31 protein-coding genes, 1 tRNA gene and 2 pseudogenes are annotated in these 23,285 nt (G+C 31.1%); 25 read left to right on the forward strand and 9 right to left on the reverse strand.

From position 1 onward, the window contains the following. Positions 1–5 precede the first annotated feature (5 nt). A tRNA-Glu gene (locus CPG45_RS14420) sits at positions 6–81 on the forward strand. 329 nt (positions 82–410) lie between these two features. Here the strand turns inward: CPG45_RS14420 and CPG45_RS14425 are convergent. The 6 genes from CPG45_RS14425 to CPG45_RS14440 all read right to left on the reverse strand — a co-directional run bounded on the left by CPG45_RS14425 (position 411) and on the right by CPG45_RS14440 (position 3,424). Then, the gene (locus CPG45_RS14425; protein WP_096232651.1) at positions 411–1,226 is read right to left on the reverse strand and encodes a sugar nucleotide-binding protein; all 816 of its coding nucleotides are present in this window, start codon (positions 1,224–1,226) and stop codon (positions 411–413) included. Positions 1,227–1,366: 140 nt separating this feature from the next. Further along, positions 1,367–1,789: a hypothetical protein gene (locus CPG45_RS14430; protein ID WP_231968819.1), complete on the reverse strand. Its 423-nt coding sequence runs from the start codon at positions 1,787–1,789 to the stop codon at positions 1,367–1,369. Between the two features lie 169 nt (positions 1,790–1,958). After that, the gene (locus CPG45_RS18330) at positions 1,959–2,267 is read right to left on the reverse strand and encodes a homing endonuclease associated repeat-containing protein (RefSeq protein ID WP_350354088.1); all 309 of its coding nucleotides are present in this window, start codon (positions 2,265–2,267) and stop codon (positions 1,959–1,961) included. A gap of 22 nt (positions 2,268–2,289) precedes the next feature. Beyond that, positions 2,290–2,940 carry a transposase gene (locus CPG45_RS18335; RefSeq protein ID WP_096232653.1) on the reverse strand — a complete coding sequence of 217 codons (651 nt, stop codon included), beginning with the start codon at positions 2,938–2,940 and terminating at the stop codon, positions 2,290–2,292. Positions 2,941–2,946: 6 nt separating this feature from the next. Then, the gene (locus tag CPG45_RS16950) at positions 2,947–3,114 is read right to left on the reverse strand and encodes a hypothetical protein (RefSeq protein ID WP_157732426.1); all 168 of its coding nucleotides are present in this window, start codon (positions 3,112–3,114) and stop codon (positions 2,947–2,949) included. 85 nt (positions 3,115–3,199) lie between these two features. Then, positions 3,200–3,424 carry a ferritin family protein gene (locus tag CPG45_RS14440; RefSeq protein WP_231968821.1) on the reverse strand — a complete coding sequence of 75 codons (225 nt, stop codon included), beginning with the start codon at positions 3,422–3,424 and terminating at the stop codon, positions 3,200–3,202. 167 nt (positions 3,425–3,591) lie between these two features. Here CPG45_RS14440 and CPG45_RS14445 point away from each other — a divergent pair, with 167 nt between their 5' ends. From CPG45_RS14445 to CPG45_RS14470, 6 genes are all read left to right on the forward strand, one after another. After that, complete coding sequence (locus CPG45_RS14445; RefSeq protein WP_096232654.1) at positions 3,592–4,290, forward strand: lantibiotic protection ABC transporter ATP-binding protein; 699 nt, start codon at positions 3,592–3,594, stop codon at positions 4,288–4,290. Next, on the forward strand, positions 4,283–5,041 hold the full coding sequence (locus tag CPG45_RS14450) for a lantibiotic immunity ABC transporter MutE/EpiE family permease subunit (protein WP_096232656.1): 759 nt from the start codon (positions 4,283–4,285) through the stop codon (positions 5,039–5,041). Before CPG45_RS14445 ends, CPG45_RS14450 begins: the two co-directional genes overlap by 8 nt. After that, positions 5,041–5,814, forward strand: coding sequence for a lantibiotic immunity ABC transporter MutG family permease subunit (locus tag CPG45_RS14455; RefSeq protein ID WP_096232658.1), 774 nt, complete (start codon positions 5,041–5,043; stop codon positions 5,812–5,814). The genes CPG45_RS14450 and CPG45_RS14455 overlap by 1 nt, the downstream gene beginning before the upstream one ends. Continuing rightward, the gene (locus tag CPG45_RS14460) at positions 5,807–6,502 is read left to right on the forward strand and encodes a response regulator transcription factor (RefSeq protein ID WP_096232660.1); all 696 of its coding nucleotides are present in this window, start codon (positions 5,807–5,809) and stop codon (positions 6,500–6,502) included. The genes CPG45_RS14455 and CPG45_RS14460 overlap by 8 nt, the downstream gene beginning before the upstream one ends. Beyond that, positions 6,499–7,950 (forward strand): sensor histidine kinase, encoded by a 1,452-nt coding sequence (locus CPG45_RS14465; RefSeq protein ID WP_096232662.1) that lies wholly within the window; start codon positions 6,499–6,501, stop codon positions 7,948–7,950. Before CPG45_RS14460 ends, CPG45_RS14465 begins: the two co-directional genes overlap by 4 nt. Before the next feature lie 75 nt (positions 7,951–8,025). After that, complete coding sequence (locus CPG45_RS14470) at positions 8,026–8,928, forward strand: DMT family transporter (RefSeq protein ID WP_096232664.1); 903 nt, start codon at positions 8,026–8,028, stop codon at positions 8,926–8,928. 41 nt (positions 8,929–8,969) lie between these two features. On the opposite strand, the gene CPG45_RS18560 is transcribed toward CPG45_RS14470, so the two are convergent. From CPG45_RS18560 to CPG45_RS14480, 3 genes and pseudogenes are all read right to left on the reverse strand, one after another. Next, complete coding sequence (locus tag CPG45_RS18560) at positions 8,970–9,341, reverse strand: amino acid permease (RefSeq protein WP_231968828.1); 372 nt, start codon at positions 9,339–9,341, stop codon at positions 8,970–8,972. Continuing rightward, entirely contained in the window at positions 9,342–9,536 is a 195-nt protein-coding gene (locus CPG45_RS18565) for a hypothetical protein (RefSeq protein ID WP_231968830.1), read from the reverse strand. 15 nt (positions 9,537–9,551) lie between these two features. After that, positions 9,552–10,447 (reverse strand): annotated as a pseudogene (locus CPG45_RS14480) (acetamidase/formamidase family protein). A gap of 306 nt (positions 10,448–10,753) precedes the next feature. Between CPG45_RS14480 and CPG45_RS18570 the strand changes: the two are divergent. The 18 genes and pseudogenes from CPG45_RS18570 (at position 10,754) to CPG45_RS14555 (ending at position 23,193) form a co-directional block, all read left to right on the forward strand. Further along, positions 10,754–10,972, forward strand: coding sequence for an SAM-dependent methyltransferase (locus CPG45_RS18570; protein ID WP_231968836.1), 219 nt, complete (start codon positions 10,754–10,756; stop codon positions 10,970–10,972). Between the two features lie 36 nt (positions 10,973–11,008). Beyond that, entirely contained in the window at positions 11,009–11,401 is a 393-nt protein-coding gene (locus CPG45_RS17750; RefSeq protein ID WP_231968839.1) for a hypothetical protein, read from the forward strand. Positions 11,402–11,470: 69 nt separating this feature from the next. Beyond that, entirely contained in the window at positions 11,471–11,737 is a 267-nt protein-coding gene (locus tag CPG45_RS17755) for a cobalamin biosynthesis central domain-containing protein (protein WP_231968840.1), read from the forward strand. A 38-nt stretch (positions 11,738–11,775) separates the two neighbouring features. After that, positions 11,776–12,105, forward strand: coding sequence for a cobalamin biosynthesis protein (locus CPG45_RS17760; protein WP_231969147.1), 330 nt, complete (start codon positions 11,776–11,778; stop codon positions 12,103–12,105). Then, positions 12,102–12,332 (forward strand): SAM-dependent methyltransferase, encoded by a 231-nt coding sequence (locus CPG45_RS18575; RefSeq protein WP_255405075.1) that lies wholly within the window; start codon positions 12,102–12,104, stop codon positions 12,330–12,332. The genes CPG45_RS17760 and CPG45_RS18575 overlap by 4 nt, the downstream gene beginning before the upstream one ends. Positions 12,333–12,373: 41 nt before the next feature. After that, on the forward strand, positions 12,374–12,832 hold the full coding sequence (locus CPG45_RS18580; RefSeq protein WP_255405076.1) for a precorrin-3B C(17)-methyltransferase: 459 nt from the start codon (positions 12,374–12,376) through the stop codon (positions 12,830–12,832). A 21-nt stretch (positions 12,833–12,853) separates the two neighbouring features. Beyond that, positions 12,854–13,617, forward strand: a pseudogene (gene cobK, locus CPG45_RS14500) (precorrin-6A reductase). Continuing rightward, on the forward strand, positions 13,607–14,857 hold the full coding sequence (gene hemA, locus CPG45_RS14505; RefSeq protein ID WP_096232666.1) for a glutamyl-tRNA reductase: 1,251 nt from the start codon (positions 13,607–13,609) through the stop codon (positions 14,855–14,857). The pseudogene cobK and the gene hemA overlap by 11 nt, the downstream one beginning before the upstream one ends. Then, positions 14,854–15,753 carry a hydroxymethylbilane synthase gene (gene hemC / locus CPG45_RS14510; RefSeq protein WP_096232668.1) on the forward strand — a complete coding sequence of 300 codons (900 nt, stop codon included), beginning with the start codon at positions 14,854–14,856 and terminating at the stop codon, positions 15,751–15,753. The genes hemA and hemC overlap by 4 nt, the downstream gene beginning before the upstream one ends. Beyond that, positions 15,753–17,243, forward strand: coding sequence for a uroporphyrinogen-III C-methyltransferase (gene cobA, locus CPG45_RS14515; RefSeq protein WP_096232670.1), 1,491 nt, complete (start codon positions 15,753–15,755; stop codon positions 17,241–17,243). The genes hemC and cobA overlap by 1 nt, the downstream gene beginning before the upstream one ends. 17 nt (positions 17,244–17,260) lie before the next feature. Continuing rightward, positions 17,261–18,235, forward strand: a complete 975-nt coding sequence (hemB, locus tag CPG45_RS14520) for a porphobilinogen synthase (protein WP_096232672.1) — start codon at positions 17,261–17,263, stop codon at positions 18,233–18,235. Then, positions 18,217–18,789, forward strand: coding sequence for a precorrin-2 dehydrogenase/sirohydrochlorin ferrochelatase family protein (locus tag CPG45_RS14525; RefSeq protein WP_096232674.1), 573 nt, complete (start codon positions 18,217–18,219; stop codon positions 18,787–18,789). Before hemB ends, CPG45_RS14525 begins: the two co-directional genes overlap by 19 nt. A 31-nt stretch (positions 18,790–18,820) precedes the next feature. Beyond that, entirely contained in the window at positions 18,821–20,113 is a 1,293-nt protein-coding gene (hemL, locus tag CPG45_RS14530) for a glutamate-1-semialdehyde 2,1-aminomutase (protein WP_096232676.1), read from the forward strand. A 106-nt stretch (positions 20,114–20,219) separates the two neighbouring features. Continuing rightward, positions 20,220–20,390 carry a 4Fe-4S ferredoxin gene (gene fdxA, locus CPG45_RS14535; RefSeq protein ID WP_096232678.1) on the forward strand — a complete coding sequence of 57 codons (171 nt, stop codon included), beginning with the start codon at positions 20,220–20,222 and terminating at the stop codon, positions 20,388–20,390. Positions 20,391–20,492: 102 nt separating this feature from the next. Further along, a complete protein-coding gene (gene ilvE, locus CPG45_RS14540; RefSeq protein ID WP_096232680.1) occupies positions 20,493–21,368 on the forward strand; it encodes a branched-chain-amino-acid transaminase in 876 nt (291 codons plus the stop codon). Positions 21,369–21,434: 66 nt separating this feature from the next. Continuing rightward, positions 21,435–22,631: an alanyl-tRNA editing protein gene (locus CPG45_RS14545; protein ID WP_096232682.1), complete on the forward strand. Its 1,197-nt coding sequence runs from the start codon at positions 21,435–21,437 to the stop codon at positions 22,629–22,631. Between the two features lie 82 nt (positions 22,632–22,713). After that, entirely contained in the window at positions 22,714–22,920 is a 207-nt protein-coding gene (locus tag CPG45_RS14550) for a hypothetical protein (RefSeq protein WP_231968843.1), read from the forward strand. Positions 22,921–23,001: 81 nt separating this feature from the next. Then, the gene (locus CPG45_RS14555) at positions 23,002–23,193 is read left to right on the forward strand and encodes an aspartyl-phosphate phosphatase Spo0E family protein (protein ID WP_231968845.1); all 192 of its coding nucleotides are present in this window, start codon (positions 23,002–23,004) and stop codon (positions 23,191–23,193) included. The last annotated feature ends 92 nt before the right edge of the window (positions 23,194–23,285 follow it).

The raw sequence follows: 23,285 nt of genomic DNA on the forward strand, positions 1-23,285 counted from the left end.
TTTTTGGCCTTATCGTCTAGTGGCCTAGGACATCGCCCTCTCACGGCGAAGACAGGGGTTCGACTCCCCTTAAGGCTACCATTGATATCCACAATTAAGAATATTTTAAAATGATCTTCATATACAATAACCTTTTGGACATTGTTTAATACTACCTTTCATATATACATTTTACTGTGTTAAACTTTTCATGTCCACATTTATATACTAGCACCAAACAGAACTGAAAAAAGCAGTATCAGGACAAGCATAATGCCTGTCTTTTTTAAAATTTCTGTTTATTTTTTAAAAAAAGTAAGTAATCAATATATAATGTTATAAACATAAATAAACTACAATATTTTGATGTGTTTTAATAAAAAAGCTAATTATACAATTTGCTCAATTATTTAAAATATAAATATTAAACATCAATTAATTAAATAATTAATTACCGATTTATTAGTAAACCTTAATTGTTCAGGAAATTCACTGTTTCTTTTTGATAAAAGTGCAAAGTATCCTTCTTCCTCAAAATTTTCTTTAATCCTTGCATTTTTAAAACCCAATCTCGTTATTAATTCGTAATAAAAATCCTTATAATTGATTATATCTTTTGGTACCAAATGAAAAATTCCTTTTAAATTGTTATTTATTATGTAACATAATTGTCTTGCTATCATTGTATCAGTATTTGTATTATGAAAAAGTTTTGGATAAACAACAACATCTTTGTTGTTATGAAGCAAGGTTAATAATTCGTTCATCCTTGGAGAATTTTTCCCCCAAACTTGAGGAAGTCTTAATAAACAGACATTATCATGTAATATTTCTGTCATTCTCTTTTCACATTCTATCTTATATTGTCCATAATCGCTATGAGAATTTGGCAAATCATCTTCGTAATGAGGTTTACTTAAGTCATTATCAAAGACATTTGTAGTAGAGAAAAAGTATAAACTTCCGCCATTTTCCTTTAGGTATTTGGCAATTTTTATATGCAGAATCAATTGTTTATTAAAATCTCCTCTTAAACATGAAACTATACTATGAGGCTTTAAAGTATTCAATATAATACTTATGTTATCCGAATCTTCGATGTTGAGCTTAAAACTTCTATCTTGATTCAATGGTACTGGATTTTGAAAGTACGTTGAATAAACCTGAAATTTATCATATTTATTCATTTCATTTATTATTGCTGTTCCTACAAGTCCACTTCCACCCAGTATTAAAATCTTGTGCATGAGAATTATACCTCCTTATAAGGAGAGTGGCAACCACACCCTGCTTATCAAGCTACCTCAAGTATAATTATAGCATATATAGAGCTTTAAGCACTCATTAATTTGAGTGTTTTTTTATTGGAGGGATATATGTTATCTCTTTAACTTTGCATAGTTTCAAGCAAAGCATTTAAGAAATTATAATTAATTTTGCCATTAATTATTTTATAATTTTTATCTTTGTTTATGTTATCATACATATTAAAAAGAAATAAATGATAAGTCTTAGTGGTTTCCAGAAAAACATTAATATAATTTTCATTGGTTATGCTTATCATAATTTTTTCATTTTTTTTATTAGTTTCTAAATAAATTTCGTAGGAATAATCATTTGTATTAGTAAATTTACCGTTATATTGTACAAGTTTAAATTGTTTTAGATATGTTAATAAATCTTTTATTATCTTTGAATCATTGCTGCTCTTTGTTATTGCACTATTATTAGAGTCGTTAGTGTGCCTAATCAAAGTGACAGAAACGATTTTTGAATTACTGAAATTATTTAAAACCAACTGATTAAACATTCCCATTTCGAAATAATTTACGTATGAATTGATAACGAGGAATATACAAAAAAAGAAAAATCCAATATATTTTAGAATTTTTATTTTTTTAAATTTTAGCTGCAATAATAAAATAATTAAAGGCATTATTGCTAATATAGACAATAATAACAATTAGATCAATCCTACCTTATAACCTATTAACAATATTATACAAAAAAGAAATCAAAAAGTAAACCAAATTAATAATTTTTTTAAGTTCTTCCAACGCCGTATTCCACGTCCTAAAATATCTAATAATAACTTTATAGGAAGGCTTAAAACGTCCACTTTTGTACTCATTGATGCTTGGCAAATGTCCAAAGTATTGATAAGCCTGATTAAGTCCATTAATACAATCATCTTTTGTGTATCTAGTTATGTCATTATAAGGTATATTTAAGACTTTTTTAAGCCTTGTAATACCGCCATGACGCTCAATTTGAGTGTATATGCTAATATAAAAGTGATTCTTTCCAAAGTTAGTTTATTTTGCGCATATGTTCAGACCAAAGCACTTTAGCTTTTAGCGTATCGAAGCTACACCTTCCATACATAATTCTTTTAATTACTTTGAGCTTATTGACACTGCCTTCCGCAAGACCATTATTAAAATCATATATTATTGCATTTCTAACAGCATCTATATCTTTTACTAGCCCTTTCACAAAACTTTCTATTTCGTGAATTTTTAACGAAATGGCTTTATCTATCCATTCTTCTAATTTACTAATATTTTTCTCTAACAGTATTTCCCTAAATTCATTTACAAGATGATATATACTTGCATAAAATGGATATTCATTACATACTCTATCCAATTGCTCTTGAGTAATCATTTTTACTTCCTCGATAGGCTTATACAGCAACTTTATTAAATTTTTGCGCTCTATTAATTCGCTAATTTTGTCTCCATTATCATTAGATTTATCTTTATCATATTCCTTTTTGTAACGATGTTTCCATTCGCTAATATAGTGACGTATGTTGGAAATAGAACCATTGTAACCTTTTTTACGAATTATCTCATCAATATTTGCTGATGTATATCCTTGCTCAATATAATGATTTAATTCATCTATAAATGGACTTAATTTACCTGGTTTTTTAATTTTTTTTGTTATGTTGTCTATGTTACACTAAAAGTTTCTTTTATAATGTGAATGAACTTTTGTAGATGTTTGACCACAGAAAGGACATTTTAATTCTTTTCTATTTGATTCCACTTTGATATATATAGTATCATCAATTATTTCATGGCTTTTATATTCTAAATTTTTATCCAGCATCTTAATAAATTCATCCATCTAAGAGTCCTCTTTTCTAATTTTCTTATCATTCTATTATATCATGCATTTATTAGATTTAAACTAACTGTGGAAAGAACCACTTTTAGTGTAACATAGACATTTTAGCCTTTTCTAGATTCCTATCATCTTTTAATTCAAATGTAAATTCATCCATTTTGTTTTTCAGTATTTCTGCATGTGTCATTTCATCTTTTGCCATCTCTTTAAATACATTGTAAAGTTCATTGTCTTTATTCAATTCAGCTTGATTATTGTAGTAATCTACACCATCCAGTTCCATTTTGATTGCATACTCTAAAGGATTCATATAATCATCTCCATTATCAATAAATAATATTTTTCTTCTAATAATATTATAACATTATTTGCAAATTAATTAAATAAGAAAAAAGAAAATATTTCTTTATAAATTCTTTATAATTTAATTTTATAATACAAACATCAAACAAAAAGATGGGAGAAAGGTGGTATATTATGGAATATATACTTGAAACGAGAAATTTAAAAAAGTCCTATGGGAAACACTTAGTTGTAGATGACATTTCATTAAAAGTTCCTAGAGGATCTATATATGGGCTTCTTGGACCTAATGGCGCCGGTAAATCTACTACATTAAAGATGGTAACTGGTTTACTGCATCCAACATCAGGTGAAATATTTGTATTTGGAGAGAGGTGGCGAAGAGAACATCTTGATAGAATTGGTGCACTTATTGAGTTACCTGCACTATATGGGAATTTGACGGCACATGAGAATCTTTTGGTTCACGCAAGATTAATTGGAATTGCTGATGAGAGGATTAAAGAAGTTCTAGAAATTGTAGATTTAAATGATACAGGTAAAAAACTAGTATCGCAATTTTCTACAGGCATGAAACAGAGATTAGGTATTGCCATTGCTTTATTAGGAAATCCTGATTTGTTAATACTTGATGAGCCATCCAATGGTTTAGATCCTATAGGTATACAGAATCTTCGAGAATTAATAAAGTCTTTTCAGAAAATGGGTATTACAGTAATATTATCAAGCCATATTTTAACAGAAGTTTCAAAGCTTGTTGATACAATAGGTATTATAAGTAATGGCAAAATTAAATACCAAGGAACAATAGATGAAAAGCAAGACATTGAACAGTTATTTTTTAATGTAGTGAGAGGTGAAAAAAATGATTAATATTTTGAAATCGGAAAATTTAAAGTACAGAAGGACTTTTATGAGAAAACTTATTATATTTGCGCCGCTGTTTTTTGTGCTGTATGCACTACCGCAAAAGATATTTATGCCTGCAACTTATCTCATGCCATGGCAGCTTCTTATTGATTTGGTGTACAATTGGTGGTCGGTAATTTTTATACCGATTGGCTTCGCACTTTATGCATCGCTGGTAGCTTTGCATGAGAAAAAATCTGGCCGATATCGAAGTATAAAAAGTCGAAATGTTTCTCTACACAAAATATGGATAGGTAAAATATTGATAATGGCCTTCTATACATTTTTGTCAACATTGGTTTTGATTATTGCTATTATTATAACAGGATCAATAACGGCAGGTGGAGATATTCCTTGGGGTAAAATAATTGCAGGAGGATTTTTTACATGGGTTACATCGCTTGCTCTTAATCCTTTGGAATTATGGCTGGCAACTATGAAAGGAACATTTTATAGCATTGCATTAGGGTTTGTAGGACTTATTATCGGTGTGATTGGAGCTTCTAAATTATATTGGATCTATATTCCATGGAGCTGGCCAATAAGGCTTATGTGCCCAATAATAGGTGTTCACCCTAACGGTACATTGTTACAGATTAATGACTCCTTAAGAGATCCATCGGTAATCCCGATAGGCGTTATTGTATCAGCTTTAGCGTTTTTGATATTCTCAATTCTTACTATGATTTGGTTTCAAAGGAGAGATCTAAATTGATGAAGATATTGTATTCTGAAATAATAAAGACGAAGCGTACACCTTTAAGATATATTACATTTTTGCTTCCGGAATTGTTTTCATCTGCACTTCTATGGTACTGTTCAGTAAGATCTTTATCTGATTTTTATATACATCAAGCCTTTTTTGAAATCTGGACGGCAGTGGTTGTTCCGATTGTGGCTGGCTTATTATTTGGTTTGGCTGCAAATCAGGAGGAGAATGCTGGAGGTTTCATAAACTTGTTTGGCAATAATTTTGAAAGGAGCAGTTTATACATTGGCAAATTCATAATTATAGCATTATCAATACAGATAAGTATGATAATTTCAATATTTATTTTTGGAATTGGGTTTGAAATATTACGTGGGAATTTTCCGTGGGTCATCTATATAGCGTCTTTTATTTTAGAATCAATCGGTGCATTATCATTATTGTCTATGTATATGTGGATTAGTTTTGCATGGGGATTGGGAGCATCAATTGGATTTGGTGGCTTTGGCATGTTAGTTGCTGCGCTTATGTCTACGAACTTAGGCAATAGTATATGGACTTATATCCCATGGGCATGGCCTGTGAGGTTATCAGAACTTCCTGGTGCATATCTTCTTTTTACATCAAGCATGACGTATCCGCCTAAAATAATATCGTCGGGAGAATTGATTAATCAAATCGCCAGTGGGTTCATCTTTGCTTCATTGTTTTTTATATTTATGATTGTTGGTGGTATAATATGGTTTAAGAGATGGGAAGGCAGGAAAATGTATGAGTAAAATATTAATTATTGATGATGAGAAAGAGATAGCTGATTTGTTAAAAGATTCGCTTGAAAGAAAGGGCAATACTGTTCTGACTGCTTATAATGGCAAGGAAGGAATTGAAAAAGCTAAAGAAATGCCGGATCTTATAGTGCTTGATATTATGATGCCTGATATTGATGGGTATGAAGTTTGCCGTAAGATAAGGGATACTGTAATTTGTCCCATCGTATTTTTAAGTGCAAAACAAAGCGAAATGGACAGGATAAAGGGATTTGCCTTAGGTGGTGATGATTATGTTGTAAAACCATTTAGCTTAAAGGAATTGTTAGCAAGGATAGATGCACATTTGCGAAGGGAAAAGCGAGCAATTTTATTAAATGAAGAAGGAAAAAGGGCTTTATTAAATTTTAAAAACATTACAATAGATTTAAAGTCGCGGGAAGTGATGGTGAATGGGAATCCTATTGGGCTTACAAAAAAAGAATTCGATGTTTTAGAGCTTTTGTCGCTTCATCCCGGTCAAGTATTTTCAAAAGAACAGATATATGAAAAAGTATGGGGTTTTGATGCAGAAGGTGACACTACTACAGTTACAGAGCATATTAAAAATATAAGAGCAAAAATTGAGAACTTTGATCCTGACACAGAATATATTAAGACAGTGTGGGGAATAGGTTATAAATGGGAGAAGGTTTTATGATATTTAAAAATAAACCGCTAAAGACACAGTTTATTATATCTTTTGTTTCTATATTGATATTAAGCATACTGGCTACTATAGTGACGTATTATATAGGATATCTGTTGTTTTTAAATATTCAGTATAAAAAGGTTTATCCGGCTAATTACTATGAGAAGATGATTCCTTCAATCGAAAGCAAGATTCGAGGATATGGATCGGATATATTAAATATTAATAATAAAAGTAAGATTGACAAAATCATACCAAAAGAAGGTATTAAGTATCAAGTGATGAATCAAAATGGACATAAAATATATGGCACTGATAATCAGAAGCTGATTAGGGATAGAGACGAACTGTATAAAATTATAAATACGACATCTGGTATAAAAGGTAACTATTATAAAACTATACCGATAATAAATAAGCAAGGTACGATAGAAGGTGCTGTTTCACTGTCTTATACATTAACGCCTTATTTTATTAATAAGGTAGACAGAATTCTATACGAGCCATTATTTATAATAATAGTATTTTCGCCGTTTATTTACATTGCTTTATTTACAATACTTTTTTCTCTGGAATTTACTAAAAATATAAGAAAACCTTTAAATTTGATTATCGAGGCGTCAAGAAAAATAAAAGAAAGAGATCTCAATTTTGACATTGATTATAAAGCGGATAATGAACTTGGTAGTTTATGTGTAGCATTTAATGATATGAAAGATGAATTAAAAAATTCTCTTACTGCTCAGTGGAAAATCGAACAGGAAAGGCACGAAATGGTAGAATCCCTCGCCCATGATTTGAAGACACCTATTTCAATAATCAGAGGATATGCTGAATCATTGCTTGATGATTGTATAGGCGACAAGTTAAAATTTAAAAAGTATTTAGATGTGATTGTTGAGAATGCTGATAAATGTATAAAGATTGTAAAGATGATGTTGTACATATCTGAATTAGATGATTCACCAGCCAATCTGAATTTTAGTCAGATAAATATAAAAGATTTTTTAACGCGCAAAATAGATGAATATAAACAAATTTCAAAAGACAAAAATTTAAATTTTGATTTGGATATTTTAGACCAAAGGCATGATAAATCAATGGTATATATAGACGTTGAAAAGTTTGAGAGGGTAATGGATAATATCGTTATTAACAGTATAAAATATACGCCTGAATTAGGAATGATAAAGATAAGAGGTAATATCGATGAAGATAAAATTTATATAACAGTTTGTGATTCAGGAAGTGGATTCAGCCAGAAAGACTTAGCACATCTTTTTGATAGATTTTACAGAGGAGATGTATCTAGGTCATCAGAAGATGGACACGCTGGACTTGGACTTTACATTGCAAAAAAGTTGGTAGAGCTCCATGGCGGGAAAATTGAAGCTTACAACTCAGATGGTAGAGGTGCCTGTATTAAGTTTGATTTAAAGTATGAGAAGAGTGTGTAAAATCATAAAAACAATCTTGACACAGGGTATATAATAAAGATGATGTTGTAAATTTTACATAAGAAGGTGACAAGATTGAATAGAGGCTATATCTACCTTATCATAACCGTACTGTTCTTCAGCACTTACGAAGTGGTGGGAAGGACACTTACAGGCATTGTAAATCCAGTTCAGATAAATTTCATCAGGTTTTTTATCGGCGGACTTATATTACTGCCTATTGCCATTAAAAATATTAAAAGGAAAAATCTTCACATAACGCTTCAAGATTTTACACTATTAGTTTTTATAGGGCTTACAAATGTGGTATTTAGCATGTCATTTTTGCAGATAGGGATAAACATGACATCGGCCAGTCTTTCTGCCGTCATATTCAGTTCAAATCCTCTTTTTGTAATGATTGCAGCTTCTCTTATATTAAATGAAAAATTAGATTCTGCCAAAATTTACGGACTTATACTGGGCATAATAGGTCTGGTTATTGTATTTTACAAGCAGCTAATGTCAGGTGGTAATCATTTAACTGGAATTGTACTTCTTGTGTTGTCGTCAATCATGTATGGTGTATACACAGTGTTGGGCAAGAAATTCACTGTTAAGTTCGATAGCGTTGTTATGAATTCATTCTCTTTTATAATAGGAAGTTTGCTTCTTATGCCATTGCTTCTGTACAATAGATATCCTATTTTTAGCTTGCCTGCAAAAGCCGTACCGCAAATGCTGTATTTAACTGTATTTGTTACAGGTATTGCATATTACACTTATTTTTTAGGTTTATCAAGTGTAAATACTGGTGTAGGATCTATGGTTTTCTTTGCAAAGCCGATACTAGCCAGCATAATTGCAGCAATATTTTTATCAGAAAAAATTACTATCCAGCTTGTAATCGGAACAATCGTAATACTTATAGGTATATTGATTGTACAGAGAGATAATATAGCTTTATTTAGCAGTAAAAATGCAGATGAAGAGATGTAAAAGAGGGTCTCAATGTGATTTAGAGGCCCTTTAACTTATTTTTACACATCCAAATTTTCTACCTTTTTCTTGAAGACAAATTTTATGAATAATGCCAGAACGATCAATTCAAGTATTAGAACTATTTTATTAAATTTAGCAGTAAATTCTATGCCTAGTATATTGACAACTGTGTTAACGATTATGAAGACCAATGCCCATATGACAACTGGAACAGATGGGAATATGTTGCTTAATGCTGCAGCACTGACGACATACAAGAGTGCAGGTACTAAAAGATAATCTAATAGTATAGCCCATCCAGTGAAAAAACCAATGACTTTGTTTAAACCATTTGTCGCATAAGAATAAACAGAACCAGCGATTGGAAAAGCTTCAGACATTGAAGCATAGCTAAATGCAGTAAATATCATTCAGATTATGCCTATTACATAGGCAAGTGCTACCATTCCCTTTGATATGTCAGCTACAAAGCCGTAAATACCAAAGGGAGCTATTGGAACCATGAATATGAGGCCATAAATGATGAGATCCCAGACAGTTAAAGCTCTTTTTAATTCCTGCTTATAGCCAAAGTTTTCCAGAGCACCGTCATTTTTATTATCCATTATTATACCTCCTGATTAAAATACTATTCCATACGTCTCAAGTACCCAATTTGGCATTGAGAAACGAGCTGTTTTAAGTGGGTCAACAACTTGCGATATTTGGACATTGCCAGATATACTGAAAAGGGTTGATATTTCTTCTATCGATAGGTCAGTGTACTTTTGGAAAAGTTCTGCCATGTCTTTGACTGCTTTTTCTATAGTTTTTCTATTGATTCATTTGATGCAATTGTGGCTGTTACTTCATTTGTCTTGACGACTGGATTTTGGATTTTTAGATTTTTTAAAACTTTTAGCCATACAGTAACGGCGCCGTTTACTTCTACACCTGATACGCCTATCTCTCCAGCACCCATTACGGCATGTAAGTCTCCTAATGCGAAAAGTGCACCATCAACAAAGACAGGCAAATAAAGCTTAGTGCCTTCACCGATAAGTGTAGTGTCCATATTTCCTCCATGAGGACCCGGTGTGCCGCAGTTTATTTCGCCTTCCTTTGGAGCGACGCCTATTACACCTATCATTGGTTTTACAGGAAATGAGAGCTTTTCATTGAAAATGACTTTGCTATTATTTATCTCAACTACTTTTGAATACAGGTCATTCATCTTATCGCCTAAAACTCCTAAATCCTTTCCTGTTGCAACGACACCTTTATTTTCGATGTCGATTTTTTTGATTGTCACTTCTAATACGTCATTTTCTTTTGCACCATTGATGTAGATTGGACCTGTTGCAGGGTTTACTTTGTCCCAATCCATTGTTTCCAATTTGTCATCATTTGTTTTGATTTGGTTTGAGAAACAGTCTAGAGTTTCGATTTCCACATCATCGCCGTCATTTACAAAAAGATTAGGTTTATTGTTTTTTGTAAAGCTGAAGATGTTATTTTCTTTAGATAGTTTATACATTATAAAGACCTCCTCGTATAATATGATTTGTAATCAACCAAAAAGATCGATCTTTAAAAAGATTACAAAATTTAATTGAACCTTGATAATTAAATATTGTTTTACTAAATTTGTCATAATTAAATCCATCAAGTGCCACTTGATATTATGTATACTTCGCTTAGCTATTATCTATGTTTGGGAAGATGGGTTGTCAAGCCCGAACGCAGCTCATTTACAGCTGCTGCGGCTGTATTAAAAAAAGAATTAACACTGCCGGAAATATCTCAGACAGTTATTATAACTAGAACAGAAGGATGAACACCAGTGCCTGAAAGTGAAAATTTAAAATCTTTGGCAAAGCATCATGCTACTATGGCAATATTTTTAAGTGTACATAAAATTGACAAGCTTGTTAAAGATCTTATAACAGAATATAATGAAGATACTCCCGTTGCTGTGGTATATAAGGCAACATGGGATGATAAAATAATTATTAATGATAAATTGAAAGACATCGACAATAAAGTAAAAGAAAAAATATAAATAAGACTGCTATGATACTTGTAGGAAATTTCCTTAGTGATATTGATAAGTATTCAAAGTTATATGACAAAAACTTTTCACATGAATTTAGGAAAGGAAATAATAATGAAATTGGCTGTATTAGCACTAACAAATAATGGAGCAAAACTTGCAAAGAAAATATCAGACAAATTTAAAGCAGACTTATATCTTCCTAAGAAATATTCATATTATGGAGTTAATACAATTGATAAAAGTTTTATAGAATTTGTCCATAGTATATTTAAAAACTATAAGGGATTTATATTTATCATGGCTACAGGAATAGTCGTTAGGGCTATTGCTAAAGTTATAGAAAATAAAAGACAAGATTCGGCAATAATTGTCATAGACGAAAAGGGTAATTATGTTATTAGTCTATTATCAGGGCACATTGGTGGTGCAAATTAGCTTGCACAAAATGTTGCTTCATTTATTGGTGCAAAACCTATTATAACAACTGCATCAGATGTCAACGGCATGATAGCAGTTGATGTCATAGCAAAAGAGATTGGCTATTATATAGAAAATTTTAAAGACTTAAAAAAGGTTAATGCAGCGATAGTAAATGGTGAGAAAGTCGCTTTTGTAGGAGATAAATTTACTAAATTACAAGAAACAGATAGTATAATTAAAGTACATGGTATTAAAGATGCTCACCATGTTTCTGCATGTGTTTTAATAAGAGATGGAAGTTATGATGTACCGGATATACCATATGTAGTATTTAGAAAAATATTGTTTTAGGCATTGGCTGTAAAAGGAATACTCCCTATGAAACCCTTATAAGTGCTGTAACGGTCATATTTTATAGACTAAATATAAGTTTAAACTGTATATATAAAGTTACTACAATAGATATTAAAAAAGACGAAGGTTGTATACTTAAAATTGTTGAATACTTAAATGTGCCCGTTAAATTTTACAGTGCAGATGAACTAAAAGCAGTTGAAAATATATATCCTATATCAAACTTTGTAAAAAAGACTGTAGTGGTTGGTAGTGTTGCACGTCCATCGGCATATTTGGGTAGTAATAGAGGCAAGGAAATTTATTATACAATAAATGATGGTGTAACTTTGGCAGTTTACAGGAAAGAGGAGAAAAGTCAATGAGATGGAAAAAAGTAGTAGGAATCGGTCCTGGAAGTATTGATGATATGACATTTAGGGCATATAATGTAATAAAAGAGTGTGACGTGGTTGTTGGTTATATAACGTATATAAATCTTATGAAAGAGATCATTAATGATAAAGAAATTATATCGTCAGGTATGAGAAATGAAATCTCAAGATGCAAAGAATGTCTTAAAATAGCTCTTGAAGGGAAAAAGTTTGTTTAATATCAAGTGGTGATGTAGGCATTTATGGTATGGCAGGCCTTATGTATGAAATAGCGGAACATGAAAATAAAAATATAGATATTGAGATAATACCAGGGATTAGTGCATTTAATTCATCAGCATCAATTCTTGGAGCACCTATAGTGCACGATTTTGCATCTTTAAGTTTATCAAATTACTTAACACCGTGGGAGATAATAGAGAAAAGATTGAGACTTGCGGCACAAGCGGATTTTGTTATAGTATTGTATAATCCAAAAAGCAAAGAAAGACCAGATAGTATTAGGTTAGCACAAAATATACTACTGAAATATAAAAGTGAAGATACACCGGTAGGAATAGTCAAAAATGCATCAAGGAATGGCCAAAATATAACAATTACAACATTAAAAGAAATAAATAATCACGAAATAGATATGACAACAACAGTGATAATAGGAAACGAAAAAACTTATGTAATAAATGGCAAAATGATAACACCAAGAGGGTATAAATTATAATTTACTTCAAGTTCCTAATATATGAAAGGACTGTTTAAAGTGATACTTGTTTTATCAGGTACGAAAGATGGAAGAGAGATAGCGAAGAATCTAAATAATACAGGATTTGATATAATTGTAAGTACAGTAACTGATTACGGAGAAAATCTTAATGATAATGATATAAAAGTGCACATAGGTGCTTTAAATGAAGATGAATTAATAGAATTTATTAAAAATAATAATATTGATACGGTTGTTGATGCTACACACCCTTTTGCAATAAATGCCAGTATAAATGCAATAGATGCTTGTAAGAAGACAAAAATAAGATATATAAGGTATGAAAGGCAGAGCATTATCGATAAAAATGCTATTATTGCCAATGGTTTTAAAGAAGCGGCAGATAGATGTGTCGAATTTAATATAATTTTTTTAACAATCGGAAGTAAAAATCTCGAATATTTTGTTAGTCTCAACAAAGAGAAAAAGTTATTTATAAGAGTTCTTCCGCAAAGCACAGTCATTAAAAAATGTGAAGATTTGGGTTTAAATTCAGGCAAATTATTGCAATGGAAGGGCCGTTTTCTAAAGAAATGAATTACTGTATGCTAAAGGATTTTGACGCAGATGTATTGGTTACAGAGGACAGCGGCAATACAGGAGGTATTATAGAAAAATTTGAAGCAGCGAATATGCTTGGTATACCAGTTATATTGATTAAAAGGCCAAAAATAGACTATCCAAATGTTGTAACAAGTATTGACGAGCTATATAAAGAAATGAGGCGTGATGATGAATATTAATGATATTAAAATGGTCGGAATTGATCAAAATACTCCAATAGAAATACGGGAACGTGTTTCCTTTGGTAAAGAAATAAAAAAAGCTTTATTAAAATTCAAGGAAACTTATAATGCTGAGGTTGTAATATTGTCTACATGCCATAGAAGTGAAATATACGTCTATTCAGAAAATATTGCTCTGAAAACTATTAAGGACTTTTTTATAGAATACTTTAAGGTAACTGAAGATGAATTAGGACAATATTTATATATTCTAACAGGAGTTGATGCGGTAAAACACATATTCAGAGTTGCATGTGGACTTGAATCGATGGTTGTTGGAGAAGATCAGATACTTGGACAGGTTAAGAATGCTATAAGTATTTCTCAGGAAAATTTTGCATCAGGTAAGATTCTAAATAAACTTTTTAGAGATGCAATTACACTAGGGAAAAAGGTTAGAACAGAAACAGGTATAAAGGATTTAGCACTATCAATTAGTTATATAGCAGTTAAATTTATAAGTGACGAATTTAAAGACTTAAATGATAAAAAAGCTTTTGTTATCGGCACAGGTGAAATGGGGCAAATAGCAATAAAAAATCTTATTTCAAAGGGTACAAAAGTTTATGTTTCAAATAGAACCCATAGTAAAGCAGTTGACTTAAAAAAGATTATACCTGAAATAGAAGTAGTTCCTTATGATGATAAATATGTTCAAATAGCAAGAAGTGACATAGTAATTAGTGCAACAGATGCTCCGCATTATACAATTGATTATGAAAAGTTTATAAAGGTCTATAAAGGTAAAAAGATATGTATGGTAGATATAGCATTACCAAGAGATATTGATCCTAAAATTGGAGAAATTGAAGGTGTTAGCATTTACACGCTCGATGATTTAAAGAAAACAGCAGATGAAAATAAAAAGAAACGAATAGGTTTTATTAACGTTATTGAGAAAATTATAGAATCGGCGGTAAATAATTTTGTTAATTGGTTTAAAACACTTGCAATAGAACCTCAGATAAAAAATATAAACAAATTTGCTGATGTGATATCTGAGATTGAATTTGAAAGAGTTATAAATAAGCTATCAAATATAGACGAAAGAGATAAAAAAAATATAGAAATCGCTTTAAAAAGAGTAGCAAAGAAAATGTCAGATTTAATGATAAAACATATAAAAAATGATATCATTAATAAGAAATATGAAGAAGTTGCTATAGATTTTATCGATGAAAATGGAGGAAATATATGAAAAAGAAAATAAGTGTCGGTACAAGAGGAAGTGAACTTGCTCTAACACAGACAATTATTTTAATTAATGAAATTAAAAAATTCAAACCTGATTTTGATTTTGAAATAGTAAAAATAAAAACACAAGGTGACAAAATACTTGATAAACCCTTGAACAATGCTGGGGGTAAAGGACTATTTGTAAAGGAAATAGAAGATAAGCTTATTGAAGGTAAGATAGATATAGCAGTACATAGTATGAAGGATATGCCATTTGATGTTCCAGAAGGACTAAGCCTAAAAGCTGTACTAAAGAGAGAGGATCCAAGAGACGCGTTTATATCATCTAAAGGAGTAAGATTTGAGGAGCTAAGAAAGGGTGCAAAAATTGGTACAAGCAGCTTAAGACGTAAGGCACAGTTAATTGATTTGAGACCTGATATTGAAATAGTAGAAATAAGAGGTAATGTCGGTACGAGGCTTAAAAAGATGAAAAACGAGAACCTTGATGGTATTATACTTGCTGCTGCTGGTCTTAAAAGGCTCGGAATGGAAAACCTTATAACTGACTATTTTGATGTTGATACTATGGTTCCAGCAGCGTGCCAAGGAATACTCGCAGTAGAAACCACGAAGGTTTTTGAAGAAGAATTTAAAGAGATTTATCCTATTCTTTTAGATATTAATACGCTTTTTGAAGCATCAGCAGAAAGAAAAGTAATGAAGAGATTTGGCGGTAATTGCAAGATACCAATAGGAGTGCATGCACAATACACAAAAGATGCTAAAAAAGATATCGTTAATATTAGGATAGCTTATAAATATGGTGATAAACTTTTTAAATGTAAAGGAATAGGGACAATAGATGACATAGATAAAATTGCTGAAAAACTTTATAAAAGTTGTGGAGGTAAATGATGTCTGGAAAAGTATATCTAATTGGAACAGGTCCAGGTGATGTAGGGCTTTTAACGATTAAAGCTGCAAAAATAATAAAAACAGCTGACGTTTTAATATATGATAGATTGATAAACAAAAGAATATTGTTGATGGGAAGAAAGGACGCGAAGTATATAGATGTAGGGAAACTCCCAGATCATCATAAAGTACCACAGTGGAGAATTAATGAGATAATCTATAAAGAGGCACTTGGAGGCAAAATTGTTGCAAGAATAAAGGGCGGAGATCCATTCGTATTCGGTAGAGGAGGGGAGGAAGCAGAATATTTAGAAGAAAAGAATATTGAATATGAGATCATACCGGGTATAACATCGGCTGTGTCTGTACCTGCATATGCTGGAATACCAATAACACATAGGAATTTTAGTTCATCATTTCATGTTATCACTGGACATGAATGCGATGAAAAAGAAAATTATTTAGATTTTAGTGTTCTTTCAAAACTGAATGGTACACTTGTATTTCTCATGGGTATTAACAATTTAAAGACAATAGTGGACAAATTAATAGAGAATGGCAAAAGCATAAATGCTTCTGTTGCTGTTATAATGAATGGGACAACCCCTGAGCAAAAAGTAATAACAGGTACACTAAATGATATATATGAAAAAGCAGAAAAACATAATATAAAAAATCCGTCAGTTATAGTGGTAGGTGAAGTTGTAAAGTTAAGGGATAGGCTTAAGTGGTATGAAAATAAAAAGTTATTTGGGAAAAGAGCCCTTTTGACACGTACATATAATCAATCGAATAAAATGTATGATATTTTAACTGAGTATGGTGCAGAGGTAATAACATGTCCTACTATTAAACTAACTCCATATATTGATAATGCTATAAAATTTTTGAATAATATAAATCAATATGATTATATAGTTCTTACAAGTATAAATGGTGTTGAAGTTTTTTCGGAAGCAATAAAATTAATAAAATATGATATTAGAAAATTGTATGGAGTAAAAATCGCGGCTATAGGAAGCAAAACTTCCCAAATGCTCGAAAAAATAAATATATATCCTGACATAATGCCTAAGGAATATACATCAGATGCACTTGCTGATAAATTATACGATTTAGTAAAAGGCAAAAAGATTGCCATATTGACATCTGATATAGGTGGCGATATATTAATAAATAAACTTAGAGATTGCGCTTATATAGAAAAAATTGTATTGTATAAGAATGAACCAAATTATGAGATAAGAGATATTCTCTATGATGAACTTAATAAAGGAGTTGATATAGCAGTATTTACAAGTTCATCAACTTTTAAATATATGCATGATATACTTAAGGATGATATAAAAAATTTATTAAAAGGTGTAAATATTGCAGCAATTGGACCGGTTACAAAAAAGACAATAGAGGAATATGGACTTAAGGTAAATATAATGCCAGAAAAATACGAAACAGATTCTCTCATAAAAGAGATCTTAAAATATTATTAAATAAAGAGGCGTATATTATGGAAATTATTAAAAGACCAAGGAGATTAAGAACAAATAAGACTATAAGGAATATGATAAAAGAAACGACAATCGATATTAATGACCTTATATATCCGCTTTTTGTAGTGCCGGGAGAAAATATAAAAAAAGAGATTGATTCATTGCCAGGTGTTTATCACTACTCAATTGATTTATTAGTTGAAGAGGTTAAGGATGTAAAAAAACTTGGGATACCAGCAGTACTAATTTTTGGTATACCATCACACAAAGATGAATTAGGCAGCGAAGCATATGATGATAATGGAATAGTTCAAAAGGCTGTAAAAGCAATAAAGAGTGAAGTTTCAGATATGGTCGTAATAACAGATGTATGCATGTGTGAATATACAAGCCATGGGCACTGCGGGATTATAAAAGATGATTATGTTGATAATGATGAAACTTTGGAATATATAGCAAAAATAGCATTATCACATGTAAAAGCAGGTGCGGATATAGTCGCACCATCAGATATGATGGATGGTAGAATAGGGGCTATACGAAAGCTGCTTGATAAAGAAGGTTTTGTAAATATTCCTATAATGGCATACAGTGCAAAATATGCTTCATCGTTTTATGGTCCGTTTAGAGAGGCAGCACAATCTGCTCCACAATTTGGCGATAGAAAATCCTATCAAATGGATTCATCAAACTCGAATGAAGCATTAAGGGAGATAAGTCTTGATATTGATGAAGGAGCAGATATCATCATGGTAAAACCTGCATTATCATATCTTGACATTGTAAGAAGAGCGAAAGACAATTTTAATATTCCTTTAGCAGCTTACAATGTAAGTGGTGAATATTCTATGGTTAAAGCAGCATCAAAGATGGGATGGGTCGATGAAAAATCTATTGTTTTAGAGATGATGACGTCAATTAAAAGAGCCGGTGCTGATATGATAATAACTTATTTCGCAAAGGATGTCGCAAGATGGCTTACTATCCAGTAATGCTTAATATAAGTGGCGATAAATGTCTTGTGGTAGGTGGTGGTAAAGTATCGTACAGAAAGATATTATCACTTCTTGAATGTGGTGCTTTAGTGTCTGTTATAGCACCAACTATATGTGATGAAATTTTGGAATTATCAAAGGCAGACAAAGTATCTGTAATTAAAAGAGAATATATAGATAACGATGTTGAAGGCTATAAATTGGTTATAGTTGCGACAAATAACGAGAACTTAAATAAAAAAATTGCATTAGATTCGAAAAGAAATAATGTACTTGTAAATGTAGTAGACAATAAGGAGTTATCTACATTTATAGTACCTTCAGTTGTAAGAAGAGGCGATCTTTCTATTGCTATATCAACTAATGGTAAAAGTCCTTTGTTATCAAAAATGATTAAGGAAAAGCTTAAAAATGAAATAAATGATGGTTATATAAATTTGGTTAAAAAACTTTATGAAGAAAGAAAGATTTTAAAAGAATCAAATCTTTCTACAGAAGAGAAAATTGAAATATATAAAAAAATTATAAACGATAGTGGCTTATTAAAGTGATATTTATATTTAAGAAGGGAATGACGATTATATGATATTAGATAAATCAGAAAAGCTTTTTGAAAGGGCAAAAAAGTTTATGCCTGGCGGAGTAAATAGCCCTGTAAGAGCTTTTAAGTCAGTCGGAATTAATCCGCCTTTTATAAAATATGGCATTGGGAGCCATATAACCGATGTTGATGGAAATACATATATTGATTATGTACTTTCATGGGGCCCTCTTATACTCGGACATTCTCATAAAGAAGTTACCGATGCATTAAAAAGTCAAGTTGAAAAAGGCACAAGTTATGGTGCATGCACAGAATTGGAAATTTTAATGGCGGAAAAAATAATAAAAGCATGTCCATCAGTAGAAGTAATTAGAATGGTTAACTCTGGTACAGAAGCCACAATGACTGCAATAAGACTTGCAAGAGGGTATACTGGAAGAGACATAATCGTAAAATTTGCAGGATGCTACCATGGTCATTCAGATAGTCTTCTTATAAAAGCCGGCTCTGGCGCTTTAACATTTGGAGTTCCAGATTCAAAAGGGATTACAAAAGAGATAGCAAAAGATACTATCATATCAAAATACAATGATTTTGATATGATAAAGCGTATATTTGAAAAATATGGCGATAATATAGCTGGTGTAATTGTAGAACCCGTTGCTGGCAATATGGGGACAGTACCACCTAAGGAAGGATTCTTAAGAACATTGAGGGATGTTACGCTAAAATATGGTTCACTTCTTATATTTGATGAAGTTATGTCAGGTTTCAGGGTATCGTATAATTGTGCACAAGGCCTATATGGTATAAAACCAGATTTAACTACATTTGGTAAGATAATCGGTGGTGGATTACCTGTTGGCGCCTATGGCGGTAGAGAGAACATAATGAGATATATATCACCAGATGGTCCAGTATACCAGGCAGGAACTTTATCAGGAAACCCTTTAGCTATGGCAGCGGGCATTAAGACCCTAGATATTCTATCAAATAATCCTAAATTATATGATGATATGGACAAAAAAGCTGAACGGTTATGTAGTGGCTTAAAAGATAGCATGGAAAAGTGTGGAATTAATGTTACAATAAATAGGGTCGGAACTATGATGTGTATGTTCTTTAATGACACATCTGTTTATGATTATGAATCGGCAATAAAATCAGATATTGATATGTATGCAAAGTATTTTAGGGGTATGCTTAAGAGAGGAATATATTTACCACCGTCGCAATTTGAAACATTTTTTTTATCTACTGAGCATAGTGATGATGATATCGAAAAGACAATTGAAGCGAGTTATGATACTGCAAGGGAAATTACAAAGTGATAGTTTTATTTTTAACAATTGTGTCATTAAGTGTTTACATCTTAATATAAATGCTATATAATAGGCTTTGAAGTACATACTGTATAAACGAAAGGGGGAAACTATAATGGCACATTTAATTACAGATGAATGCATTAGCTGTGGTGCTTGTGCTGCAGAATGCCCTGTAGATGCTATTCATGAAGGAGACGGCAAATACGAAGTAGATGCTAATAAATGTATTGATTGTGGTGCTTGTGAGGCTGTATGCCCAACAGGAGCTATAAAAGCAGAATAAGAAAATACAAAAAGTCCCAAATGGGGCTTTTTGTTTTGTTGACTTTAATAGTTTAAAATGATATAATTTACTTTAAAATATTAAAGTATGGGAGGAGTCGTAATGCCTGTTGTTTATGTAAATGGAGAATTTGTAGATAGTGAAAAAGCATCTGTATCTGTTTTTGACCATGGATATCTTTATGGCGACGGAGTTTTTGAAGGAATAAGAGCATATGATGGAGTTATTTTCAAACTTGAAGACCATTTAAAAAGGCTTTATAATATGTCAAAAGCAATTTTGCTTGATATTCCGTTGACGAAAGAAGAAATGCAAGAAAAAATTTGTGAAACAATGAGACGTAATAATTTAAGAGATGCATACATAAGGCTTGTTGTATCAAGAGGAAAGGGTGATTTAGGCCTTGATCCTTATAAGTGTTCAAGCCCAACAGTTGTTATAATTGCTGATAAAATAACATTATATCCCGATGAAACATATCAAAAGGGGTTAAAAATTATAACATCAACATACAGGAGAAATTCAATTCAAACTCTTGATCCACAGATTAAATCTTTAAATTATTTAAATAATATACTTGCAAAGATTGAAGCTGTTAATGCTGGTTACCCGGAAGCTCTTCTATTAAATTTGGATGGGTATGTAGTAGAGTGTACAGGTGATAATGTGTTTATTGTATCAAATGGTACATTATTTACACCACCTTCTGCTGCGGGTGCACTCGGCGGTATAACAAGAGCGACTGTTATAGATATAGCTAAAAAATTGAATATACCTTTTGAAGAAAAATATTTCTCACTGTTTAATGTTTATACTGCAGATGAATGTTTTCTTACTGGCACGGCTGCAGAAGCTATACCTGTTACAGAGGTTGACAAAAGATCGATTGGTGATGGAAAACCAGGAGTGATAACAAAGAAAATTATAGAAGAGTTCAAAAAGATTAGAACAGTATATGGTACAAAAGTATATGAATAAACCAAATTGCGCATGGTAGATACCATGCGTTTTTAATTTATTAGTTTAACATGGAGGTGTAGTTATATGCAAAAATTATATTACTATGATAGCTATACAAAGGATTTTACTGCAAATGTAGTCGATATAAGAAAAATTAACGGATATTATGAGGTTATACTCGATAAAACATATTTTTATCCTGAAAGCGGAGGACAAACAGCTGATCATGGTACTATAGATGGGTTAAAAGTAGAAAATGTTATTTTAAGAGATGATGATGTGATTCACATCTTAAAAGAATGTCCTCATAATAAAACCGTCAGTTGCTTAATTGACTGGAATAGAAGGTTTGACAATATGCAACAGCATACGGGACAGCACCTTTTATCGGCAGTCTTCAACAAATTATATGATGCTGAGACAGAGAGCTTTAACATAGGCGATATGTTTTCACATATAACCATATTGAATGATAAACTTTCAGAAAAGGATATAGAAAAAGTAGAAGAAGAAACAAATAAAATAATATATTTAAATTTACCTGTTATAACGTATTTTGTTGACAATGAAAAATTGAATGAATTACCATTGAGAAAAGAACCTAAGATTAGCAATAATATAAGAATTGTTGAGATAAAAGAATTTGATTATTCACCATGCGGAGGTACACATGTAAAAAATTTAGGCGAAATAGGTATTATTAAAATCAGGAAATGGGAAAAGGTTAAGGATGGAATAAGAGTAGAATTTGTCTGCGGATTGAGGGCAGTGAAAGACTTTATAAATAAAAATAATTATATAAATAGATTAACAAACATTCTATCGATTCAAGAAAGTGGTGTAATTAATAGCGTTAATAAATTAACATTAGAAAATAAGGAATTAAAAAAGGAATTAAATAAGTTAAAGGATAATATATTGTCATATGAGGCAGAAAAATTACTAGATAAATCAATTAATTTAAATAAATATCGATTAATAGTAAAAACGTATGAAAACCGTAAAATAAAAGAATTACGGACATTATCACAAATTATTGCGAAAGGAAGGGGTATGATTGCCATATTAAGCAATGTTTCTGAGAATGTTGATATAATAATTTCACGTTCTGATGATGTCAATATAAACATAAATTCATTTTTTAAAGAAATATTGGACGTAATAGATGGAAAAGGTGGCGGGAGCCCTAAATCATGTCAAGGTAGTGGAAAATTAAAGGAAAATTTAAATATAGCTATTGATAAAGCAGTTAACATGATATCCAAAGAATCAATGAAATAAAAAAATTTTTGTTAAAAGCAGGAAAATAATAACATATAAAGAATATATAACTATATATAGAATATATTATAGGAGTTGATTTATGATGGAAAATATGGCAGATATAACAATTGAAAATTCGATGACAAAAATTAAACAAAAAATCTTAAATGACGACATAATGAGTAGAGCTTTAAATGGCGAAGATTTAACAGTTAAAGAAGGAAAAGAAGATTGGGAAATCGAATTTGGTAAAAATATAGTAGATTTATACAAAGAATTGTCAAAAATAGTGAGAAAAATCAAATAGAATTTCTTAAATATCCTATTGAATTTTTTGGTTTCAAATGGTAAAATTGTATATGCGATTATTTGAAAAGGGGAACTTATGATGTGCAAAAATATTTCGATATTGGAAAAACAAATCAGTAGCCTTAGAGATGAACTTGATGATTTAGTTCAGCAGGAGGAGGTTAAGTATGATATAGTACTTGACCTAAGCCGTAGACTTGACGACTTAATTGTATTATATGTTTCAACAAAAGCAAAAAATTATATATCAAGTGACGATGTTATTCAATAATATGATATAATACATATAAAGGGGAGTAACTCTTATTTAATCAGTCGTCATCTCGGTTTATACCCGGCTGGTTAAGCAAAATTGCGAGTGAG

Origin of the sequence: Thermoanaerobacterium sp. RBIITD (genome assembly GCF_900205865.1) — a bacterium.
Classification (GTDB): Bacteria; Bacillota; Thermoanaerobacteria; order Thermoanaerobacterales; family Thermoanaerobacteraceae; genus Thermoanaerobacterium.

Excerpts from the sequence above, each read along its gene's own strand:
- CPG45_RS14460 (WP_096232660.1), top strand. The coding sequence starts at position 5,807 with ATGAGTAAAATATTAATTATTGATGATGAGAAAGAGATAGCTGATTTG.
- CPG45_RS14550 (WP_231968843.1), top strand. The coding sequence starts at position 22,714 with ATGATGGAAAATATGGCAGATATAACAATTGAAAATTCGATGACAAAA.
- CPG45_RS14425 (WP_096232651.1), bottom strand. The coding sequence starts at position 1,226 with ATGCACAAGATTTTAATACTGGGTGGAAGTGGACTTGTAGGAACAGCA.
- CPG45_RS14465 (WP_096232662.1), top strand. The coding sequence starts at position 6,499 with ATGATATTTAAAAATAAACCGCTAAAGACACAGTTTATTATATCTTTT.
- CPG45_RS18575 (WP_255405075.1), top strand. The coding sequence starts at position 12,102 with ATGAGATGGAAAAAAGTAGTAGGAATCGGTCCTGGAAGTATTGATGAT.
- hemA (WP_096232666.1), top strand. The coding sequence starts at position 13,607 with ATGAATATTAATGATATTAAAATGGTCGGAATTGATCAAAATACTCCA.
- fdxA (WP_096232678.1), top strand. The coding sequence starts at position 20,220 with ATGGCACATTTAATTACAGATGAATGCATTAGCTGTGGTGCTTGTGCT.
- CPG45_RS14445 (WP_096232654.1), top strand. The coding sequence starts at position 3,592 with ATGGAATATATACTTGAAACGAGAAATTTAAAAAAGTCCTATGGGAAA.
- cobA (WP_096232670.1), top strand. The coding sequence starts at position 15,753 with ATGTCTGGAAAAGTATATCTAATTGGAACAGGTCCAGGTGATGTAGGG.
- CPG45_RS14440 (WP_231968821.1), bottom strand. The coding sequence starts at position 3,424 with ATGAATCCTTTAGAGTATGCAATCAAAATGGAACTGGATGGTGTAGAT.
- CPG45_RS16950 (WP_157732426.1), bottom strand. The coding sequence starts at position 3,114 with ATGGATGAATTTATTAAGATGCTGGATAAAAATTTAGAATATAAAAGC.
- CPG45_RS18565 (WP_231968830.1), bottom strand. The coding sequence starts at position 9,536 with ATGGATAATAAAAATGACGGTGCTCTGGAAAACTTTGGCTATAAGCAG.
- CPG45_RS14450 (WP_096232656.1), top strand. The coding sequence starts at position 4,283 with ATGATTAATATTTTGAAATCGGAAAATTTAAAGTACAGAAGGACTTTT.
- CPG45_RS17755 (WP_231968840.1), top strand. The coding sequence starts at position 11,471 with ATGATAGCAGTTGATGTCATAGCAAAAGAGATTGGCTATTATATAGAA.
- hemC (WP_096232668.1), top strand. The coding sequence starts at position 14,854 with ATGAAAAAGAAAATAAGTGTCGGTACAAGAGGAAGTGAACTTGCTCTA.
- CPG45_RS18560 (WP_231968828.1), bottom strand. The coding sequence starts at position 9,341 with ATGATATTTACTGCATTTAGCTATGCTTCAATGTCTGAAGCTTTTCCA.
- hemL (WP_096232676.1), top strand. The coding sequence starts at position 18,821 with ATGATATTAGATAAATCAGAAAAGCTTTTTGAAAGGGCAAAAAAGTTT.
- hemB (WP_096232672.1), top strand. The coding sequence starts at position 17,261 with ATGGAAATTATTAAAAGACCAAGGAGATTAAGAACAAATAAGACTATA.
- CPG45_RS14525 (WP_096232674.1), top strand. The coding sequence starts at position 18,217 with ATGGCTTACTATCCAGTAATGCTTAATATAAGTGGCGATAAATGTCTT.
- CPG45_RS14430 (WP_231968819.1), bottom strand. The coding sequence starts at position 1,789 with ATGTTTAATCAGTTGGTTTTAAATAATTTCAGTAATTCAAAAATCGTT.
- CPG45_RS14555 (WP_231968845.1), top strand. The coding sequence starts at position 23,002 with ATGTGCAAAAATATTTCGATATTGGAAAAACAAATCAGTAGCCTTAGA.
- ilvE (WP_096232680.1), top strand. The coding sequence starts at position 20,493 with ATGCCTGTTGTTTATGTAAATGGAGAATTTGTAGATAGTGAAAAAGCA.
- CPG45_RS18580 (WP_255405076.1), top strand. The coding sequence starts at position 12,374 with ATGTATGAAATAGCGGAACATGAAAATAAAAATATAGATATTGAGATA.
- CPG45_RS14545 (WP_096232682.1), top strand. The coding sequence starts at position 21,435 with ATGCAAAAATTATATTACTATGATAGCTATACAAAGGATTTTACTGCA.
- CPG45_RS14455 (WP_096232658.1), top strand. The coding sequence starts at position 5,041 with ATGAAGATATTGTATTCTGAAATAATAAAGACGAAGCGTACACCTTTA.